Source organism: Streptomyces sp. NPDC032198 (genome assembly GCF_040636975.1).
Classification (GTDB): domain Bacteria; phylum Actinomycetota; class Actinomycetes; order Streptomycetales; family Streptomycetaceae; genus Streptomyces.
The window spans coordinates 225092-243591 of the sequence record NZ_JBEZVL010000012.1 but is presented as its reverse complement, the minus strand read 5'-3'; the positions used below and the strand labels follow the sequence as shown (position 1 = coordinate 243591).

The window sequence follows — 18500 nt, the reverse complement described above, 5'->3', positions numbered from 1 at the left end:
GCCGCCGGTCAACTCCCGTCCTGCGCTGCTGACATCAGCCGAACTGCTGCTCCAGATCCTTGAGCTTGCGCTCCAGGGAGTCGAGCCGCGGCAGCGCCTGCGTGTCGTCCTCGGCGGTGAGGTCGACGGTGACGGGTTCAGTGCCGTTCTTCACGGCCTGGAGGGAGGGACGGGAACGCAGCGGCAGCTGTTCCTGTTCCGGCGGGGCTATGGCAGGGTCCGTGCCGACCTGCGCGGCCCCGCCGGCCGGTGCGACGGCCGGCAGGTCGACCTGCCGGGCGCCGCCTCGGCCCGGCAGGCCGCGATGGCCCCTGCTGATCGCCTTGAGCTGCGCACGTTCCAGCTTCTCCCTGCCTCGCCTGGTGATCCGGGTGCGCTGCTTCTCGCGCCGGTCCTCGCGGACCTCCTCGACCGCCTCGTCCAGGGTGCGTACGCCCTCGAGGAGCATCAGCGACCAGGCGGCGAAGGTCTCCCGGGGCGCGCGCAGCCACCGGACGATCCGGATCTGCGGCAACGGCCTCGGCACCAGGCCCTGTTCGCGCAGTGCCGCCCGGCGGGTCTGCTTCAGCGCGCGGTCGAAGAGCACCGCCGCCGAGAGCGACATGCCGGAGAAGAACTGCGGGGCGCCCGCGTGGCCGAGTCCCCTGGGCGCGTGCACCCAGTTGAACCAGGCGGCCGCGCCCGCGAACGTCCACACCAGGAGCCGTGAACCGAGCGCCGCGTCACCGTGGCTCGCCTCGCGCACGGCGAGCACGGAGCAGAACATCGCCGCGCCGTCGAGGCCGAACGGGACGAGGTACTCCCAGCCGTCGGTGAGGTTGAGATTCTGGCGGCCGAAGCCGACCAGCCCGTGGAAGGAGAGTGCGGCGGCGACCGCCGCACAGCAGAACAGCAGAACGTACGAGGCCGTTCCATAGACGGCTTCCTTGCGCCTGCGGCGCTCCTCGCTGCGTTCCCAGGATTCGTCGCTGGAGGCATTGGCGGCCGCTTTCTGCCCGGCGCGTTTGCCGCGTGCGAGTACCGCCACCGCCACCAGCATGCCCAGGAGCAGGACGCAGCCCGGAAGCAGCCAGTCCAGCGATATGTCGGTCAGTCTCATCTGGGGTCCCTTGCGTCGCGGTAGGGCGTTCGGGCGCCATAGTGACCCAATCCCGATGGCCCCCAGAGGGGTTTCCGGGCAAGAGAACGCCAAGGGGGGTGCAAAGGGGTGCGACGCGCGCCGTTTTGCTCGAACTCAAGCCTTGGTAAGGGGAGTTGAGTTCGATTAAACGAACACGAAAGGGTGGTTCAAAGGGGAGGGGCTGCGATTTCGGCTCGGGGCGGGGCCCCGGTCAGGCCGCCGCGGCGGCGCTCAGCCGTGCGACGCGGTCCGCGTCACAGGTGCGCGGGCAGGTCACACAGGTGTCCTCGGGACGCAGCGTGTAGAACATGCAGCAGCTCGCGCGGTCCCGTGTCGGCAGGGACTCGCCGTTCGGTCCCGTCAGCTCACGGAACCCCGCCGTGCCCACGTACGGCTTGGTGGCGCCCGGCAGTAGTCGCTCCAGCTCGGTCGTTGCGCGCCGCTCCTCGCCCAGGAGATGGGCGATGTACCAGAGGCCCTCGACGATCTCGTCCGTGGCGACGCTCCACAGGGCGCGCGAGCGGCGCCGCATGCGGGGCCCGAAGGCGTCGAGGAGCGGTCCCAGGTGCTCGGCGACGGCGGCCCGCACCTCCGCGCGCAGTGCCTCCTCGTCCGGCACGACGCGGGCGCCCGGCAGTGCGGCGGCCGGATCGCCGGGCAGGCAGGCGAAGCCCGCGTCACGGACGGCGAGGCGGCCGAGGGTGCGCTGGAAGGAGACGTTCTGTACGGGGTAGCGCGGCACCCGGCGGTGCAGGAACCACGGCAGGGTGATGAGGAGGGTGGCCGGCCAGGCGTAGCGGTGCAGGGCGAAGCCGGCGATGACGTCCGGACGCGCCGCCTGCCCGTAGTCCTTCAGTACCTGCGCCTCGTCCCACGCGAGAAAAGCGTCGAGGTCGGCCCCGCCCTCCGCGAGCCGGGCGGCGGTGACCCAGCCGCCGCCCTGTGGGGCCTGCTCCTCGTCGCCGAGCTCGGTCACGCGCAGTCCGGGGAACACTTCGGTGAGGCGGGCGTAGGCGTCCGCGAGGGCGCTCGGGGCGCGCTTCGCCAAGGTGGGAACGGACATGCGAGAACCACCGAATCACGATCGATTACAGGTAAGCCTAACCTTACCCAGAATGATCGAGGTTTCAACTGCGGGGCTGTCCGCCTATGGTGCCTCTCGTACCTTTCGGACCGAGCGGACTTTGGGGTGGACCTCGTGGAGCAGGCCAGAGCGCATGACGCGTACCGCCTCGCCGCCCGGGTGCCGGCGCAGGTGCAGGCCTCGACGGCCCGGGACACGGTCCCCGCGCCGCCCCCGGCCCGCGGTGAGCACACGCACGGGGAAGCGGCGGTGCCTGTGCCCGCGCCGCGCAGGACGGTGCAGCGGAACTCGGTCCGCGGGCAGATCCTTGACGCCCTGCGGGCCGCGCTCGTCGGGGGCGACCTCGCGCCCGGCGAGGTGTACTCGGCGCCCGTGCTCGGCGAGCGCTTCGGCGTCTCGGCGACCCCGGTGCGCGAGGCGATGCAGCAACTGGCGATCGAGGGCGCGGTGGAGGTCGTGCCGAACCGCGGCTTCCGGGTCACCGAGCGGAGCGCGCGCGAGCTGGGGGAGCTGGCGGAGGTGCGGGCGCTGATCGAGGTGCCGGTGATGCTGCGGCTCGCCCGCACGGTGCCCGCCGCGCGCTGGTGCGAGCTGCGGCCCCTTGCCGAGGCGACCGCGATGGCGGCGGCGGGCGGCGACCTGGCCCGGTACGCGGAGGCGGACCGGGCTTTTCACGGGGCGGTACTGGGCCTTTCGGGTAATCAGCAGCTCGTGCAGGTGGCCGATGATCTGCACCGGCGCTCGCAGTGGCCCCTGGTGAGCGGTCCCGTCCACGGCCGCCGCGCCGATCTCGTCGCCGACGCGGCGGAGCACATGGCTCTGCTTGAGGCGCTGGTGGCACAGGACCTGGGGGTCGTCCAGTCCTTGGTGAGGGAGCATTTCGCCGGGTCCGGATCCAGCCCGTCCGGCGTTTGAGGACGAACTCGGCGGAGCCGTGATGACGGTGCGCCGAGGCCGGAGGCCTACGCCGCCGGCGCCGGTGGTGTCAGATGTTGGGCCAGCCACGACGGCACCCCGCCCATCAGGCGGAAGAGGCGCGCGGCCTCGGCCCGCAGGCGGCCGGCCTCCGGCTCGGGTTCCGTGTCGGCCAGTGCGGCCAGCGCGGGCGCCGTACCCACCAGATAGCCCAGCTCCTCCCGGATCCGGAGGGACTCCCCGAATCCGTGCCGCGCCTCCGCCAACTCCCCCTCGCGCAGGGCGAGTCCGGCCAGATGGCGCCAGGTGAAGGAGAGGAGAAGGGAGTCCGAGTGTGCCGTCGCGCCCGCATGGGCCCTGCGGTACGCCGCCCGCGCCGCCTGCGGCGAATCCGCGATGTGCTCGGCGATGAGTCCCCGGCGGAAGTCGAGGAGAGGGCGCCCCGAAGCGTTCGGGGCCAGCAGCGCCGCCGCCCGCCCCAGCGCCGTACGCGCCTCGTCCGCCCGGTCCCGCACGGCGAGCACCGTGGACGCGTACGCCAGCTGGCCGCGCTCGCAGGCCGCCGCCCCGCGGTCGTCGTCCTCCACGGCCAGCGCCTCCGCCGTCCGCAGTCCGTCCTCCGCCTCGGCCCAGCCCTCACCCGTGAACAGGCACCGCTCCACCAGGAGCGAGGTCCTCTGGAGCGCCGGCCCCGGCCCCTCGCGTGAGGCCAGCAGCGCGGCCGCGTCGGTCCAACAGCCGCGCGAGCGCAGCCGCCATACCGCGGTCTGGAGTGGATCGTCCCCTGCAGTCGTTCCGGAACCAGACATGGCGGTATGCGCCACGTTGCCCTCCCCGAGCACGCCATTGAGCTGTTGAGTCGTGGGCGCATCTCAGCATGGATCGGCGCACCCGGCCAAGGGGCTGGGTGAAAGAATTCACAAAGGGCGTGTCATGAAAGGTGTTCGACCGGGGCCGCCCGCGTCAGCTCATCCGCAGCGCCAGGAAGAAATCGAGCTTGTCCTCGAGCCGTGAAAGGTCACGACTCGTCAACTGCTCGATACGGCCCACTCGGTAGCGCAACGTGTTGACGTGCAGGTGCAGCCGAGCCGCGCACCGCGTCCAGGAACCGTCGCAGTCCAGGAACGCCTCCAGGGTCGGAATGAGCTCCGCCCGGTGACGCCGGTCGTAGTCCCGCAGCGGGTCCAGGAGGCGCGCCGTGAACGCCCGGCGCACGTCGTCCGGGACGAACGGCAGCAGCAGGACGTGCGAGGCGAGCTCCTGATGGCCGGCCGCGCAGACCCGCCCCGGACGCGCCGCGGCGACCCGGCGGGCGTGCCGCGCCTCCTCCAGGGCGCCGCGCAGGCCCTCCGCCGAGTGCACGGAGGCGCTGACACCGAGTGTGAGGCGGCCGTCGCCGTCCAGGCCCGCCGACAGGGGGTCGCGGACGGACTCCAGGAGGGAATCGGCCAGCAGTCCCGTCTCCGGGCCGTCGTGCTCCGAGGAGACCGCGGGCAGCGGCACGAGCGCGATCGCCTCGTCACCCGTATGGGCCACCGCGATGCGGTCGGACGGCTCGGGCCCCGCCGACAGCGGGTCCACGAGGATCTCCTCCAGGAGGGACTGGGCCACCGGACCGCCCTCGATCTCGCCGCCGTCCCACTCCACGCGGGCCACCACGACCTGCCAGTGTGGCGCGGCGCCCAGGCCGGGCAGCAGCACGGGGGCGGCGACCCGCAGGCGCGCCGCGATCTCCGCCGGGGCCGCGCCCGTCTGGACCAGCTCCAGGACCTCCTGGGCCAGCCTGCGCCGCACGGTGCGCGCGGCGTCGCGCCGGTCACGCTCCACCGCGATCAGCTGGGTGACACCCTGCAGCAGGTCAAGGCGCTCCTCGGGCCAGTCGCCCGCGTCCGCCTCGACCGCCAGGAGCCAGTCCGACAGGACCGTCTCGCGTACGTCACGCAGCGCCGCCGTGCTCGCCGCCGCCGCGGCGGAAGCCGGACCGCGCCCATTGCTCCGGATGGGGAACAGGGAGTACGTCGTGCCGTCCACCTGGACCCGGTGCGGGCCCCGGCGGCCCGTGCGGGCCGCGGCCAGGTGTTCGCCCGCCAGGCGCGCGCACACGGCCGCGGGCAGGGCGGGGCCCGCCGCGCTCGAACCCGCGATGGCGCGGCCCGCGGAGGAAAGGACCCAGGCCCGCAGGTCCAGGTCGGAGCCGAGCAGGTCGAGGACGACGTCGGGGCCGCCGCCGGTGGGGCCCGAGGTCATCAGGCGGCGGTGCCGGTCCACGACGGCCGCCAGGTCACCGGCACGCTCACCGGAGACCTGCCGGACGACGTGCTCGGTGATCGTCGCGAAGGCGACCGACTCGTTCACGGCGAACAGCGGCAGGCGGTGCCGCTCACAGGCGTCGACGATGTCGTCCGGGATGTCGCCCAGCTCGGCCTCGCCCGCGGCCAGCGCCGCCACTCCGGCGCTCGCGAGGATCCGTACGAAGGGTTCCGTGTCCGAGGCGTCGTGGCGCCAGGCGAGGCCGGTCAGGACCAGCTCACCGCCCGCGAGGTACCGGCTGGGGTCGCGCAGGTCCGTGGTCATCACACCGCGCACGGTGCGGTCGAGCTCGTCCTCGCCGCCGAGCAGTCGCAGGCCCAGCGCGTCGGTGTCAAGGAGTGCGCGCAGCCGCATGGTGGTCGCCGCCGATCTTGTCTCGAATGGGATGTACAGACAGTTCAGATCTGTCGACTCTGTGTTGCCAGCGGTCGACCCGGGCCCTCGTGTCCCCCTCGTGGCCCCTCGTGTCCTGGGGGACCTCCGGTTTCCAGGGGGAATCCGCGAGGTTACTGAGGCCCGTTCTTCATACGAATCTACAAGACGCGCGGCTTGGCCAGCCAACTCCTTCATGGTTTCGGTGACTGACCCCATCGGACGCAGGAGCGGTGTACTTGGCCCACTCCGCGTTAACAGCACATGAACGAGCAGTCGAGGGACGAATGGCCCGAGTGGCCGGAATGAAGTCCCTTGAAGCGAACGACCCACGATACGAAGAAGAGAGCCTCATGGACTTCCTTCGCCCCGCCAGCTGGGAGGAGGCGCTCGCCGCCAAGGCCGAGCACCCGACAGCTGTGCCGATTGCGGGTGGCACCGACGTGATGGTCGAGATCAACTTCGACCACCGCCGTCCCGAGTACCTGCTTGACCTCAACCGCGTCGCCGAGCTGAGCGAGTGGTCGGTGGGCGAGAAGACGGTCCAGCTGGGCGCCTCGGTTCCCTACACGCGGATCATGGAGGAGCTGCGCACGGAGCTCCCCGGCCTCGCCCTCGCCTCGCACACGGTCGCCTCGCCGCAGATCCGTAACCGCGGCGGCGTCGGCGGCAACCTCGGCACGGCGTCCCCGGCCGGTGACGCCCACCCCGCGCTGCTCGCCGCCGACTGCGAGGTCGAGGTGGAGTCCGTGCGCGGCACGCGCCTCATCCCGATCGACGAGTTCTACACCGGCGTGAAGCGCAACGCCCTCGCCCAGGACGAGCTGATCAAGTCCGTCCACATCAAGAAGGCGGACGGCCCGCAGCAGTACTCGAAGGTCGGCACCCGCAACGCGATGGTCATCGCCGTGTGCGCCTTCGGCATCGCCCTGCACCCCGAGACCCGGACCGTACGGACCGGCATCGGCTCCGCGGCCCCGACCCCCATCCGGGCCAAGGCCGCCGAGGAGTTCCTGAACGCGGCGCTCGAAGAGGGCGGCTTCTGGGACAGCAAGAAGATCATCACCCCCTCGATCGCCAAGCAGTTCGCGGAGCTCGCCTCCGGTGCCGCCAACCCGATCGACGACGTCCGCGGCACGGCGAACTACCGCCGCCACGCCGTCGGCATCATGGCCCGCCGCACGCTCGGCTGGACCTGGGAGTCGTACCGCGGCGAAGGCCGCAGCACTGAGGGAGTCGCATAATGCGCGTGAACTTCACGGTCAACGGCCGTCAGCAGGAAGCCGACGACGTCTGGGAGGGCGAGTCCCTCCTCTACGTCCTGCGCGAGCGCATGGGGCTCCCGGGTTCGAAGAACGCCTGTGAGCAGGGCGAGTGCGGATCCTGCACCGTCCGCCTCGACGGCGTACCGGTGTGCTCGTGTCTGGTCGCCGCCGGTCAGGTCCAGGGCCGCGAGGTCGTCACCGTCGAGGGCCTGGCGGATTACGCCAAGCACCGCGAGGACTCCCACCCGGGCGGTGCCTGCGGCTCCGTCTGCGGTGGCACCAGCCTCCAGGAGGCCCGCCAGTGGCAGGCCAAGGGCACCGACGGCCAGACCGGTGAGGGCGGCGGACTCTCCGCGATCCAGCAGGCGTTCATCGACGCCGGCGCCGTCCAGTGCGGCTTCTGCACCCCCGGTCTCCTCGTCGCGGCCGACGAGCTCCTCGAGCGCAATGCCTCGCCGTCGGACGCCGACATCCGCGAGGCGCTCTCCGGCAACCTCTGCCGCTGCACCGGTTACGAGAAGATCCTGGACGCGGTCCGCCTGGCGGCCGCCCGTCAGGAAGAGACGGTCTGATCATGGCTGGAACCAAGACCACCACGGGCGCGCCCACCGAAGTCACCCAGAAGCACAACAAGGGCGGCATCGGCGAGTCCACGCTGCGCCCGGACGGCACCCTGAAGGTCACCGGCGAGTTCGCCTACTCCTCGGACATGTGGCACGAGGACATGCTCTGGGGCCAGACGCTCCGCAGCCCGGTGGCACACGCCGAGATCGTCTCGATCGACACCGTCGAGGCGCTCAAGACGCCCGGCGTCTACGCCGTCCTGACGTACGACGACCTGCCGGCCGAGATGAAGAACTACGGCCTGGAGATCCAGGACACCCCGGTCCTCGCCCACGGCAAGGTCCGTCACCACGGTGAGCCGGTCGCCCTCGTGGCCGCCGACCACCCGGAGACGGCCCGCCGTGCCGCCGCGAAGATCGTGGTCGAGTACAAGGAGCTGCCCCTCATCACCGATGAGGCGTCGGCGACCGCTCCCGACGCCGTGCTCGTGCACGAGGGCCGCGACGACCACCACATCGGTCACGTCCCGCACCCCAACATCGTGCACCGCCAGCCGATCGTCCGCGGCAACGCCGACGAGGCCGCCAAGAGGGCCGACTTCATCGTCAAGGGCGAGTACACCTTCGGCATGCAGGACCAGGCCTTCCTCGGCCCGGAGTCCGGCCTCGCCGTGCCCTCCGAGGACGGCGGTGTCGAGCTGTACGTCGCCACCCAGTGGCTGCACTCGGACCTCGGCCAGATCGCCCCCGTACTCGGCCTGCCCGAGGACAAGGTGCGCATGACGCTCTCCGGCGTCGGCGGCGCGTTCGGCGGCCGTGAAGACATCTCGATGCAGATCCACGCCTGCCTCCTGGCGCTGCGCACCGGCAAGCCGGTCAAGATCGTCTACAACCGCTTCGAGTCCTTCTTCGGTCACGTCCACCGCCACCCGGCGAAGCTCTACTACGAGCACGGCGCCACCAAGGACGGCAAGCTCACGCACATGAAGTGCAAGATCGTCCTGGACGGCGGCGCCTACGCGTCGGCCTCCCCGGCGGTCGTGGGCAACGCCTCGTCCCTGTCGGTCGGTCCGTACGTGATCGAGGACGTCGACATCGAGGCGATCGCCCTCTACTCGAACAACCCGCCCTGCGGCGCGATGCGCGGCTTCGGCGCCGTCCAGGCCTGCTTCGCCTACGAGGCCCAGATGGACAAGCTCGCCGACAAGGTGGGCATGGACCGGGTCGAGTTCCGCCAGCTCAACGCCATGTCGCAGGGCACGCTCCTGCCGACGGGCCAGTCGGTCGACTCGCCGGCCCCGGTCGCCGAGATCCTGCGCCGCGTCAAGGCCCGTCCGATGCCGCCCGAGCGCCAGTGGGAGTCCAGCGAGGGCGCGGACGTTCGCGCGCTGCCCGGCGGCCTCTCCAACACCACGCACGGCGAAGGTGTCGTACGAGGTGTCGGCTACGCGGTCGGCATCAAGAACGTCGGCTTCTCCGAGGGCTTCGACGACTACTCCACCGCCAAGGTGCGCATGGAGGTCATCAACGGTGAGCCGGTCGCGACCGTGCACACCGCGATGGCGGAGGTCGGCCAAGGCGGCATCACCGTCCACGCGCAGATCGCCCGCACCGAGCTCGGCGTCCAGCAGGTGACCATCCACCCCGCCGACACCCAGGTGGGCAGCGCCGGTTCGACGTCCGCGTCCCGTCAGACGTACGTCACCGGTGGCGCGGTCAAGAACTCCTGCGAGCTCGTCCGCGAGAAGGTCCTGGAGATCGGCCGCCGCAAGTTCGGCTCGTACCACCCCGCGTGGGCCACCGCCGAACTGGTCCTCGAAGGCGGCAAGGTCCTCACCGACGGCGGCGAGGCACTCGCGGACCTGGCCGAGCTGCTCGAGGGCGAGACCGTCGAGGTCGAGGCCGAGTGGCGGCACCGCCCCACCGTGCCCTTCGACCTCAAGACCGGTCAGGGCAACGGCCACGTCCAGTACTCGTTCGCCGCGCACCGCGCGGTCGTCGAGGTGGACACCGAGCTCGGCCTGGTCAAGGTCATCGAGCTCGCCACCGCCCAGGACGTCGGCAAGGCGCTCAACCCGCTCTCCGTGGTCGGCCAGATCCAGGGTGGTACCACCCAGGGCCTGGGCGTCGCGGTGATGGAGGAGATCATCGTCGACCCGAAGACCGCGAAGGTGCGCAACCCCTCCTTCACGGACTACCTGATCCCGACCATCCTCGACACGCCGACCATCCCCGTCGACGTGCTCGAACTGGCCGACCCGAACGCGCCCTACGGCCTGCGCGGCATGGGCGAGGCCCCGACCCTCTCCTCGACCCCGGCGGTCCTCGCGGCCATCCGGAACGCGACGGGTCTGGAGCTGAACAGGACGCCGGTACGCCCGGAGCACCTCACCGGCACCTGATCCCACGATCTCTCCGGGCGGCGCGTGCCTCCCATGGAACGTCACACTTCCGTCGCCCGTGCCGCCCGGAGAACCCCAGTACCGCACCGCTCGCGGTCATGGCAGTACTCGCAGCACCCACGCAGCACCCACGCTCTTCGGAGCCCCAGTTCGTCTCGGGCCGTCCCCCGGGTCGTGCGCCCAACGCACCATCCCAAATCCCGCAGTCTCCACAGGCCCAACCCTTGTTCGACCAGCCTGTTGCGGGTGCCCCTTTGAACCTTGGGAGTTAGGCACCATGACCCAGCAGTCAACGGAGCCGAAGACCACTGCGGAGGACGCGGGCAACGGCTCGCGCGTCCCCGCCGGCAGGTCTTGGCTGGACCGGTATTTCCACATAACGCAGAGAGGGTCGACCGTCGGCCGGGAGGTGCGTGGCGGCATCACCACCTTCATGGCGATGGCCTACATCATCCTTCTGAACCCGGTGATCCTCTCGGTGCCCGATGCCACGGGTCACCGCCTCGACGGTGATCAGCTCACCACCGCCACCGTCTTCGCGGCGGCCGCCACCACCATCGTCATGGGCATCCTCGGCAATGTGCCGCTGGCCCTGGCGGCGGGACTCGGTGTCTCCGCGGTGATGGCCTTCCAGGTCGCCCCGGAGATGACCTGGGGCAACGCGATGGCGATGTGCGTCATCTACGGCGTCATCATCATCCTGCTGGTCCTGACCGGTCTGCGGACCCTGATCATGGACGCGATCCCGCTGGCGCTGAAGCACGCCATCACCATGGGCATCGGCATGTTCGTCACGCTGATCGGCCTGGTCCAGGCGGGCTTCGTCACCTCCATGCCGTCCAAGCACGGCGACATGGGCGCAAAGCCGATCCAGATGGGCATCGACGACAAGCTCATCGGCTGGCCCGTCCTGTGCTTCGCCGTCACCGTCCTGCTGATCTTCGTGCTCCAGGTCCGCAAGGTCCCGGGCGCGATCCTCATCGGCATCGTCGGCGGCACCGTGTTCGCCGCGATCGTCAACCAGGTCGCGGGCATGAGCCAGCAGGACTGGGGCCTGAACGCCCCGGAGCTCAAGGGTTCCGTCGTCTCGTCGCCGGACTTCGGGCTCTTCGGCGAGGTGTCCTTCAGCGGCATCGGTGACATCGGCGCCATCACCGTGGGCGTCATCGTCTTCACCCTGGTCCTGGCCGGCTTCTTCGACGCCATGGGCACCATCATCGGCATCGGCCAGCAGGCCAACCTCGCCGACAAGGACGGCAAGATGCCGGGCCTGAACAAGGCCCTGGCCATCGACGGTGCCGGCGGTGTCGTCGGCGGTCTCGCCGGTGCCTCAGGACAGACCGTGTTCGTCGAGTCCACCGCGGGCGTCGGCGACGGCGCGCGCACCGGCTTCGCGAGCGTGATCACCGGTCTCGGCTTCGCCCTGTGCCTCTTCTTCACCCCGCTGGCCCAGCTCATCCCGACGCAGGTCGCGGCCGCCGCGCTCGTGGTCATCGGCGCGATGATGCTGACCAACGCCCGGCACATCGACTGGACCGACCAGGCCACCGCCATTCCGGTGTTCCTGACCACCGTCCTGATGCCGTTCACGTACTCCATCACGGTCGGTATCGCGGCCGGTGTCATCGCCCACGTCCTGATCAAGGCCGCGCAGGGCAAGGTCCGTGAGATCGGCTGGCTGATGTGGGTGCTCGCGCTCGTGTTCCTCGCCTTCTTCGCGCTCCATCCGATCGAGAGCTGGATGGGCGTCAAGTAGCCGCTCATCCTGTTGAACACACACCCGTTAGGAGACGGACATGCTGGACATCGCCGAAGAGCTGGACCGGTGGGTCGAGCAGGGACGCGACTTCGCCGTCGCCACCGTGGTGGCGGTCGGCGGCAGCGCGCCCCGGCAGCCCGGCGCGGCCCTGGCCGTCGACTCCGACGGCACGGCGATCGGCTCCGTCTCCGGCGGGTGTGTGGAGGGCGCCGTCTACGAACTGTGCCAACAGGCCCTCGAAGACGGCGAGAGCGTCCTCGAACGCTTTGGATACAGCGACGAGGACGCCTTCGCCGTGGGCCTGACCTGCGGAGGCATCATCGACATCCTCGTCACCCCGGTCCGCGCGGACTCCTCCGTGCGGCCGGTCGTCGCCGCAGCGCTGGCGGCGGCGGCATCGGGCGAGGCCTCGGCCGTCGCCCGCATCACCTCCGGCCCCGCGGAACTCGTGGGCCGGGCCCTTCTCGTACGTTCCGACGCCGACGCCCCTCATGAGGGCGGGCTCGGCGGACATCCCGAGCTGGACCGCACCGCGGCGGGCGAGGCCCGCGCGATGCTGGACGCGGGGCGCACCGGCACGGTGGAGATCGGCGAGGACGGCTCGCGCTGCGGGCAGCCGCTCACGCTCCTCGTCGAGTCGAGCGTCCCGCCGCCCCGCATGATCGTGTTCGGCGCGATCGACTTCGCCTCGGCGCTCGTCAGGATCGGCACGTTCCTCGGCTACCGCGTGACCGTCTGCGACGCGCGGCCCGTGTTCGCCACGGCGGCGCGCTTCCCCGACGCGGACGAGGTCGTCGTCGAGTGGCCCCACAAGTACCTGGAGCGCACGGACGTCGACGGCCGCACCGTGCTGTGCGTCCTGACGCACGACGCCAAGTTCGACGTGCCGCTGCTCGAACTGGCCCTGCGCCTCCCGGTCGCCTACGTGGGCGCGATGGGTTCGCGCCGCACCCACGAGGAGCGCAACAAGCGGCTGCGGGAAGTCGGCGTCAGCGAACTGGAGCTGGCCCGGCTGCGCTCGCCCATCGGCCTCGACCTGGGTGCGCGCACCCCCGAGGAGACGGCCCTCTCGATCGCGGCGGAGATCGTCGCCAACCGGCGGGGCGGCAGCGGGGTCTCGCTGACCGGCGCGCACACGCCGATCCACCACGACGCCTCGCGGCGTCCTGCCGGGCGCATAGGATCCGTGGCCTGACGCCCCGGCCCCGCCCGGGGTCCATGGACCCGCCCTCCATTGCTGCTACCTTGCGTCACGAATTGATCACTTTGTGACACAACAGGAGCATCCGTGAAGGTCGCCTGCGTCGGTGGCGGGCCCGCCGCCCTGTATCTCTCGATCCTGCTCAAGCGGCAGGACCCGTCCCACGACATCACCGTCCACGAGCGCAACCCGGCCGGGTCGACGTACGGCTGGGGAGTCACCTACTGGGGCGGCCTGCTGGAGAAGCTCCGGGCCGGTGACCCGGAGTCCGCGCACGCCATCAGCGAGCACTCGGTCCGCTGGAGCGACGGGGTCGCGCACGTCGGCGACCGCACGACGGTCCACCACGGCGACGAGGGCCACGGCATCGGGCGCCACCGGCTCCTCGACATCCTCGCGAGCCGGGCCCGGTCGCTCGGCGTACGCGTCGAGTTCGAGCGGGAGATCACGGACGCGGCCCAGCTGCCCGACGCCGATCTGATCGTCGCGGGCGACGGCGTCCGCAGCGCACTGCGCGAGCGTCACACCGATCACTTCGGCGCGGAGGTCGCGCTCGGCCGCAACAAGTACATCTGGCTCGGTACCACCAAGGTCTTCGACTCCTTCACCTTCGCGTTCGTGGAGACCGCGCACGGCTGGATCTGGTGCTACGGCTACCGCTTCAGCGACGAGCGGAGCACCTGCGTCATGGAGTGCTCGCCGGAGACCTGGACGGGCCTCGGCCTGCACGAGGCAAGCGAGGCCGAAGGAATTGCCCTCCTGGAGCGGCTCTTCGCCGGGCCGCTGGACGGGCACCGCCTGATCGGCCGCGCACAGTCCGACGGCAGCGCGCAGTGGCTCAACTTCCGGACCCTGACCAACCGGACCTGGCACCGCGGCAACGTGGTTCTGCTCGGCGACGCCGCACACACCACGCACTACTCCATCGGCGCGGGCACGACGCTCGCCCTGGAGGACGCGATCGCCCTCGCGGACGCGCTGCGCGGGAGCCCGGAACTCACTCCCGCCCTCGCGCGCTACGAACGCGAGCGGCGGTCCGCGCTCCTCTCCGTGCAGAGCGCGGCCCGCTACAGCGCCCAGTGGTACGAGAACCTGCCGCGCTACATCGGCCTCGAACCCGCCCAGATGTTCGCGCTCCTCGGCCAGCGCCACTCACCGCTCCTGCCGCACATCCCGCCGCAGCTGTACTACCGGATCGACCGCGCCGCCGAGCAGTTGGAGCCGCTGCGGAGGATGAAGCGGTGGCTGGGCCCGCGGGTGGCGCGGACCCTGCACGGGCGCTCTCAGCGGGGTGTGCCGACCTCGTAGGTCTCCGTGGTCCAGGACGGGCGGCTTCGCCCGTCCTGCGGGCGGCGGGCAGTCCGCTCACGCGTGGGGGCGGGGCGGGGGAGAGGTGAGCAGCCCGTCCACCGCCCGGCCGAACATCCGGCGCGCCGCGGCCACGAGCACCCGGTCGAAGGCCTTCGGCAGCCATCGCACGCGCAGATCCTCCCGCCAGGCGACCACCGAACCGTCCGCCCCTGGCCGGGCGGACACCTGGATCTCCGCCCACCCGGTCACGAACGACCCCCGCTTCTCCAGCCGGCACAGGCCCCCGCCCGCCGCGGCGGGGCGCCAGGTCACGACCTCCATCACGTCGTCGAACCCGACGGGGCCGAGGGCGCTGCGGGCGACGAACACCGTTCCCTCCCCGCTGGGCGGCGGCGTGCGGATGACAATCCGCGTCAGCGGGACGACATCGGCGTGCCGCTCCCACGCGGTGAGCCGGCGCCAGACCTCGTCGGCGGGCAGGGATGATTCCCGGTCGATACGGAAGAGAGCCACACGGCGATCCTGCCAGGCCCCGGCGGTGAAACCCGCCCGCTAGGGCCGGTAGACCTTCCCGGGCTCGGCCTTCCCCGGCGCGAGCAGCTGCGGAACCGTCACGAAGACGTAGCCGCGCTTCTTCAGCTCGTCGATGATGCCCGGCACCGCGGGCACCGTCCCCTTGTAGATGTCGTGCAGCAGGATGATGCCGTCCCGCTTGGTCTGATCGATGACGCGCTTCTGGATCAGGGCGGAGTCGTTGGTCGTGTAGTCCTTGGCGGTCACGCTCCACAGGACCTCCGAGAGGCCTTCCTCGCGCGAGATCTTGTTGACGTCGGGGTTGGTGCGGCCCTGCGGGGGACGCATCAGCGTCGGCTTGTGGCCGATCAGCTTCTCTATCGCCTCGTTCGGCCTGCGCAGTTCCTGGCGTGCCTGGTCCGGCGTGATGTCGGTGAGGATCTTGTGCGACCAGGTGTGGCTCGCGACCTCGTGCCCTTCGGCGTACATCCGCTTCACGAGCTCGGGGTGCTTGGCTATGTGGTTCTTGCCGAGCAGGAAGAAGGTGGCGGGCACCTTCTCCTCCTTGAGGATGTCGAGCAGCCGCGGCGAGTTCTCGCTGGGGCCCGCGTCGAACGTCAGGGCCACGCACTTCGCCTTGCGGCAGTCGACGGTCCCGAGCTTCCCCTGGCTCTTGACGCCGACCGACGCCGCGTCCTTGCGTGCGGAGCTGGGGGAGGTGGTGTCCACCTTGGTGCACCCCGTCAGGGCGACGGCCATGACCACGGAGGTCATGGCCGTCATGGACGCGGCTCGACGGAACCCTTTGGCGGATCTGTTCATCTTGCTTTTCGCAGCGGGCATGCCAGCACTATACATAGCGTGTATATACGGAGTGTATAGAGGGGGCGCCGGGTCTGCCCGGATCATGGGACCAGGGTGTTTCCGCCCTGGTGGCGGCCTTGGTGGGGCCCTAGTGGCGGTCGCCCGCCAGGCCGCTCATCCAGGCCTCGACGGCTTCGGAGCGTCGGGGAAGGCCCGCGGACAGGTTCTCGTTGCCGTCGGCCGTGACGAGGATGTCGTCCTCGATGCGGACCCCGATGCCCCGGTACTCCGCGGGCACGGTGAGGTCGTCCGGCTGGAAGTACAGGCCCGGTTCGACAGTGAGCACCATGCCCTCTTCCAGTACGCCGCCGACGTACTCCTCGGTGCGGGCCCGTGCGCAGTCGTGGACGTCGAGGCCGAGCATGTGGCCCGTGCCCGCCATGGTGAAGCGGCGCTGCAGGGCGAGCTCGAAGACCCGCTCCGGGTCGCCGTCGAGGAGGCCCCACTCGACGAGCTTGTACGCGAGGTACCGCTGCGCCGCGTCATGGAAGTCGCGGTACGCGGCGCCCGGCTTCACCGCGGCGATGCCCGCCTCCTGCGCCTCGAACACCGCGTCGTAGACCTTGCGCTGGAGCGGGGTGAAGGTACCGTCGATGGGGAGTGTGCGCGTGACGTCGGCGGTGTAGAGGGTGTGCGTCTCCACGCCCGCGTCCAGGAGCAGCAGTTCGCCGGGGCGCACGGGGCCGTCGTTCTGCTCCCAGTGCATGATCGTGGCGTGCTCGCCCGCCGCGCAGATCGAGCCGTAGCCGATGTGGTTGCCCTCCAGGCGGGCGCGGCGGAAGAAGGTTCCCTCGATCCAGCGCTCCGACGTGGCGACGGCGGTCGCCAACTCACCTACGACGTCGGTGAATCCACGGACCGTCGAGTCGACCGCCTTGCGCAGCTCGCCGATCTCCCAGTCGTCCTTGACCAGGCGCAGCCCCGAGAGCGCTTCCTCCAACTCGGCGTCGCGCTCCTCGTCGGTCGTCACGGCCGCCTCGAGCTCCGGGTCGTGGCCGCGCACGACGCGGGTCGGCACGTCGGGCGATGCGGCCAGCTCGGCCGGGGCGTCGCGCACGTCACGGCAGGGCAGCCCGAGGAGGAGCTCGGACTCGGCGAGGCTGCGCCTGCGGCCCATCCACAGCTCGGCCGTCATGCCGGTCCAGAACTCGTCGCTGTCCCGGCTGTCGCGCGGCAGTTGGTAGAGGTGCGCGTCGTGGCCGTCGCCCCCGGTGCGCGGTTCGAGCACGAGGGCGCAGTCCCGCGCCTGGTCGCCGGTCATGTGGACGTACGCGGAGTACGGGCGGAAGGGGTAATGGCTGTCGTTCGAGCGGGTCTTGAGCTTCCCCGAGGGGATCACCAGGCGCTCGCCCGGGAACAGCGCGGACAGGGCGGCGCGGCGGCGGGCGGCGTGCGGGGCCTGTTCGGCGGGGCGCAGGTCGCGCTGTTCCGTGTCGGCCCAGCCGGTCCTCATCAGGGCGGAGAGCTCTTCGGATATCTCGGGGTACAGGCCGTTCTTGCGCGCCTTCGACTGGGCCATGGGGTTCACCTTTTCCTCCCCGTTCCGGGGCTCGTGGTGGGGTGCTGGACGTCGGTACCGCCAGCGTAGAGACCCTTGGCCCGCAAGGGAACATGTGACATAGTACTGGCGTGACAAAGCGGCTGACCTGCGATGTTGTGGTAGTCGGCGCCGGGATGGTGGGCGCCGCCTCTGCCCTGTACGCGGCGCGGGCCGGCCTTTCCGTCGTCCTGGTGGACCGCGGCCCGGTGGCCGGCGGCACAACCGGATCCGGCGAGGGCAACGTCCTCGTATCCGACAAGGAACCCGGCCCCGAACTCGAACTCGCCCTGCTGTCGGGGCGGTTGTGGACGGAACTGGCCGCCGAGCGGGGCGTGGGCGCGAGCATCGAGTTCGAGGCCAAGGGCGGCGTGGTCGTCACTTCGTCCGGCGAAGGGCTCGCGGCGCTGGCGGAGTTCGCGGCCGGGCAGCGCGAGGCCGGGGTCGACGCGCAACCGGTCACGCCGTCCGATCTCCACGAACTCGAACCGCACCTCGCTCCCGGCACGGCGGGCGGCGTGTACTACCCGCAGGACGCCCAGGTGATGCCGTCGCTCGCCGCAGCTCAATTGGTGCGCCTGGCACGGCTGTTGGGGGCGGATCTTCGTACGGGCTGGACCGTCACCGCCATGCTGCGGACCGCGGACGGCGGGATACGCGGGGTCCGCACCGACCGGGGGGAGATCCACGCCCCGTACGTCGTGAACGCGGCCGGCACCTGGGGCGGCGAGCTCGCCGCCCTTGCCGGAGTCGCCCTGCCCGTGCTGCCGCGGCGCGGCTTCGTCCTGGTCACCGAGCCGCTGCCGCGCATGGTCCGGCACAAGGTGTACGCCGCCGACTACGTGGCCGACGTGGCCAGCGGGTCCGCCGCGCTCCAGACGTCACCCGTGGTCGAGGGCACGGGGGCGGGGCCGGTCCTGATCGGCGCCAGTCGCGAGCGGGTCGGCTTCGACCGGGGCTTCTCGCTGCCGGTCATGCGGGCGCTGGCGGCGGGGGCGACCCGGCTCTTCCCGTTCCTGGAAGAGGTCCGCGCGATGCGCGCGTACGTCGGCTTCCGCCCCTACCTTCCGGACCACCTCCCCGCCATCGGCCCCGATGCCCGGGTGCCGGGGCTCTTCCACGCCTGCGGGCACGAGGGCGCGGGGATCGGACTGGCCGCGGGGACGGGGTACTTGATCGCCCAGGTCCTGAGCGGGGTGACTCCGGATCAGGATCTCCACCCGTTCCGCCCGCACCGTTTCGCCGACCGCCCGCCCGAGGAGGCGCCATGAACACCCGAGGAGG

15 protein-coding genes are annotated in these 18500 nt (G+C 71.1%); 8 read left to right on the top strand and 7 right to left on the bottom strand.

Features of this window, described 5'->3' with window-relative positions; all coding sequences use genetic code 11:
• Positions 1-34: 34 nt before the first annotated feature.
• Positions 35-1099, bottom strand: a complete 1065-nt coding sequence (locus tag AB0E78_RS30340; RefSeq protein WP_361839010.1) for a DUF2637 domain-containing protein — start codon at positions 1097-1099, stop codon at positions 35-37.
• 232 nt (positions 1100-1331) lie between these two features.
• A complete protein-coding gene (locus tag AB0E78_RS30335) occupies positions 1332-2183 on the bottom strand; it encodes a (2Fe-2S)-binding protein (RefSeq protein ID WP_361839007.1) in 852 nt (283 codons plus the stop codon).
• Positions 2184-2363: 180 nt separating this feature from the next.
• Here AB0E78_RS30335 and AB0E78_RS30330 point away from each other — a divergent pair, with 180 nt between their 5' ends.
• Positions 2364-3119: a GntR family transcriptional regulator gene (locus AB0E78_RS30330; RefSeq protein WP_361839208.1), complete on the top strand. Its 756-nt coding sequence runs from the start codon at positions 2364-2366 to the stop codon at positions 3117-3119.
• Positions 3120-3166: 47 nt separating this feature from the next.
• Here AB0E78_RS30330 and AB0E78_RS30325 read toward each other — a convergent pair whose 3' ends face one another.
• Positions 3167-3928 (bottom strand): hypothetical protein, encoded by a 762-nt coding sequence (locus AB0E78_RS30325; RefSeq protein ID WP_361839005.1) that lies wholly within the window; start codon positions 3926-3928, stop codon positions 3167-3169.
• A gap of 154 nt (positions 3929-4082) precedes the next feature.
• Complete coding sequence (locus tag AB0E78_RS30320) at positions 4083-5783, bottom strand: PucR family transcriptional regulator ligand-binding domain-containing protein (protein ID WP_361839002.1); 1701 nt, start codon at positions 5781-5783, stop codon at positions 4083-4085.
• 371 nt (positions 5784-6154) lie between these two features.
• Here AB0E78_RS30320 and AB0E78_RS30315 point away from each other — a divergent pair, with 371 nt between their 5' ends.
• From AB0E78_RS30315 to AB0E78_RS30290, 6 genes are all read left to right on the top strand, one after another.
• Positions 6155-7045, top strand: a complete 891-nt coding sequence (locus tag AB0E78_RS30315; RefSeq protein WP_361838999.1) for an FAD binding domain-containing protein — start codon at positions 6155-6157, stop codon at positions 7043-7045.
• Entirely contained in the window at positions 7045-7638 is a 594-nt protein-coding gene (locus tag AB0E78_RS30310; protein ID WP_361838996.1) for a (2Fe-2S)-binding protein, read from the top strand. The genes AB0E78_RS30315 and AB0E78_RS30310 overlap by 1 nt, the downstream gene beginning before the upstream one ends.
• 2 nt (positions 7639-7640) lie before the next feature.
• A complete protein-coding gene (locus tag AB0E78_RS30305) occupies positions 7641-10031 on the top strand; it encodes a molybdopterin cofactor-binding domain-containing protein (RefSeq protein ID WP_361838993.1) in 2391 nt (796 codons plus the stop codon).
• A gap of 277 nt (positions 10032-10308) precedes the next feature.
• The gene (locus AB0E78_RS30300; RefSeq protein ID WP_361838991.1) at positions 10309-11787 is read left to right on the top strand and encodes an NCS2 family permease; all 1479 of its coding nucleotides are present in this window, start codon (positions 10309-10311) and stop codon (positions 11785-11787) included.
• Positions 11788-11827: 40 nt separating this feature from the next.
• On the top strand, positions 11828-12985 hold the full coding sequence (locus AB0E78_RS30295; protein ID WP_361838989.1) for an XdhC/CoxI family protein: 1158 nt from the start codon (positions 11828-11830) through the stop codon (positions 12983-12985).
• Between the two features lie 93 nt (positions 12986-13078).
• Positions 13079-14299: an FAD-dependent monooxygenase gene (locus AB0E78_RS30290; protein ID WP_361838986.1), complete on the top strand. Its 1221-nt coding sequence runs from the start codon at positions 13079-13081 to the stop codon at positions 14297-14299.
• Between the two features lie 57 nt (positions 14300-14356).
• Here the strand turns inward: AB0E78_RS30290 and AB0E78_RS30285 are convergent, their stop codons facing one another.
• The 3 genes from AB0E78_RS30285 to AB0E78_RS30275 form a co-directional block, all read right to left on the bottom strand.
• Positions 14357-14815 carry an SRPBCC family protein gene (locus AB0E78_RS30285; protein ID WP_361838983.1) on the bottom strand — a complete coding sequence of 153 codons (459 nt, stop codon included), beginning with the start codon at positions 14813-14815 and terminating at the stop codon, positions 14357-14359.
• Between the two features lie 39 nt (positions 14816-14854).
• Complete coding sequence (locus tag AB0E78_RS30280; protein WP_361839205.1) at positions 14855-15598, bottom strand: polysaccharide deacetylase family protein; 744 nt, start codon at positions 15596-15598, stop codon at positions 14855-14857.
• Between the two features lie 169 nt (positions 15599-15767).
• Positions 15768-17198, bottom strand: a complete 1431-nt coding sequence (locus AB0E78_RS30275; RefSeq protein WP_361838980.1) for an aminopeptidase P family protein — start codon at positions 17196-17198, stop codon at positions 15768-15770.
• Between the two features lie 110 nt (positions 17199-17308).
• On the opposite strand from AB0E78_RS30275, the gene AB0E78_RS30270 reads away from it, so the two are divergent.
• Positions 17309-18487 (top strand): FAD-binding oxidoreductase, encoded by a 1179-nt coding sequence (locus AB0E78_RS30270; RefSeq protein ID WP_361838977.1) that lies wholly within the window; start codon positions 17309-17311, stop codon positions 18485-18487.
• The last annotated feature ends 13 nt before the right edge of the window (positions 18488-18500 follow it).